The sequence below is a fragment of the Albidovulum sp. genome (assembly GCF_041919395.1).
In the GTDB taxonomy this organism is placed as follows: Bacteria; Pseudomonadota; Alphaproteobacteria; order Rhodobacterales; family Rhodobacteraceae; genus Albidovulum.
Map to the genome: position 1 here is coordinate 1 of NZ_JAYRTX010000194.1, position 1,978 is coordinate 1,978.

Annotated in this window: 1 protein-coding gene and 2 pseudogenes; 2 read left to right on the forward strand and 1 reads right to left on the reverse strand. The window is 65.7% G+C overall.

The window, feature by feature from the left end; translation table 11 throughout:
* Window positions 1–287, forward strand: a pseudogene (locus ACMUOO_RS17310) (dihydrolipoyl dehydrogenase); the annotation flags it as partial.
* Window positions 288–331: 44 nt separating this feature from the next.
* Here the strand turns inward: ACMUOO_RS17310 and ACMUOO_RS17315 are convergent.
* Complete coding sequence (locus ACMUOO_RS17315) at window positions 332–685, reverse strand: rhodanese-like domain-containing protein (RefSeq protein ID WP_301919865.1); 354 nt, start codon at window positions 683–685, stop codon at window positions 332–334.
* A gap of 257 nt (window positions 686–942) precedes the next feature.
* Here ACMUOO_RS17315 and ACMUOO_RS17320 point away from each other — a divergent pair.
* Window positions 943–1,978: pseudogene (locus ACMUOO_RS17320) on the forward strand (excinuclease ABC subunit A); the annotation flags it as partial.

Sequence of the window (1,978 nt, forward strand, 5' to 3'; positions counted from 1 at the left end):
ACCAGGTGAAGGTCGGCCGCTTCCCCTTCATCGGCAACGGCAAGGCGATCGCGCTCGGCGAGCCCGAGGGGATGGTCAAGACCGTCTTCGACGCCAAGAACGGCGAGCTTCTCGGCGCCCACATGGTTGGCGCGGAAGTGACCGAACTGATCCAGGGCTATGTCGTCGGCCGGACGCTGGAAACGACCGAGGCGGAACTGATGGAGACGGTCTTCCCGCATCCGACGCTGAGCGAGATGATGCACGAGGCCGTGCTCGACGCATACGGCCGCGCGCTCCATATCTGAGCGGTGGGGGCGCAATCAGCGCCTTCGTGAGGACGGACCCCGGCTCAGCGGCTGATCGCGCCGCCGGCCGCCTGCCAGTCGAAGAGGCCGCCGATGTTGTGGACCTCGCGGTAGCCGAGCGAGATCAGGACCTGCGCGGCCATCTGGCTTCGGCCGCCCGAGGCGCAGTAGACCGCCACCGGCTTGTCGGTGGAAAGCTCCGGAAGGCATTCCGGGCTGGAGGGGTCGCATTTCATCCGGAGAACCATCAGCGGCACGTGGAGCGCGCCCTGGGCACGTCCGGTGGCGGCAAGTTCCCCCTGGTCGCGCACGTCGATGAGCGTCAGGTCTCCGGCCTTGACGCGGGACACGGCCTCGGCGGCGGTCAGGCGGGGGGCAGACTTGAAGAAGTTCAGCATCGGAATCGGCCTCTCATCGGCGGGTGTCCCCTCATCTGGCGCCGCTCCGCTCCGGCATCAAGGGGAATTGCGACGTTACATTCAAAAAAGTGAATGGATTGCCGATCCGCCGCGGGACGAAGGCCGCCGCCTGCCGCCCCGCCGCTGCAAAGGCCGGGCGATTCCGGGTGGAAAGGTTCCGCTTATGTTCTCAATTTCGGGTTGGAGACTCGGCCCCCATGCACTATCTGTTAACGGCGTGAACCGCGGGGGCAGGGATGGCCGAACAGAAATTCATCGAGGTGAGGGGCGCGCGCGAGCACAACCTCAAGAACATCGACGTCGACATCCCGCGCGACCGTCTGACAGTGATCACCGGGCTTTCGGGTTCGGGCAAGTCCTCGCTGGCCTTCGACACGATCTACGCAGAGGGCCAGCGGCGCTATGTCGAAAGCCTCTCGGCCTATGCCCGCCAGTTCCTCGACATGATGGGCAAGCCGGATGTCGACCACATCTCCGGCCTCTCGCCCGCCATTTCCATCGAGCAGAAGACGACCTCGAAGAACCCCCGCTCCACCGTCGGCACGGTGACGGAAATCTACGACTACCTGCGGCTCCTCTTCGCCCGCGTCGGCACGCCCTACAGCCCCGCCACCGGCAAGCCGATCGAGGCGATGCAGGTGCAGGACATGGTCGACGCGGTGATGGCGATGCCGGAAGGCACGCGCGGCTACCTTATGGCTCCCATCGTCCGCGACCGGAAGGGCGAGTACCGCAAGGAATTTCTCGAGCTCAGGAAGCAGGGCTTCCAGCGCGTCAAGGTGGACGGTCAGTTCCACGAGCTGGAGGAGCCTCCAACGCTCGACAAGAAGTTCCGCCACGACATCGACGTCGTGGTGGACCGCATCGTCGTGCGCGAGGGGCTGGAGACGCGGCTGGCCGACAGCTTCCGCACCGCGCTGAACCTCGCCGACGGCATCGCCATTCTGGAGACCGCGCCGGCCGATGGCGAGCCGGAGCGGATTACCTTCAGCGAAAATTTCGCCTGCCCGGTCTCGGGCTTTACCATCCCCGAGATCGAGCCGCGGCTCTTCTCCTTCAACGCGCCCTTCGGCGCCTGCCCGGCCTGCGACGGGCTCGGGGTGGAGCTTTTCTTCGACGAGCGCCTCGTCGTGCCGGACGTCACTCTGAAGCTGAAGGACGGGGCGCTTGCCCCCTGGAACAAGTCGAAGTCGCCCTATTTCCTGCAGACCATCGACGCGCTGGCGAAACACTACGGCTTCGACGCGAGGAAGCCCTGGAAGGACCTGCCAG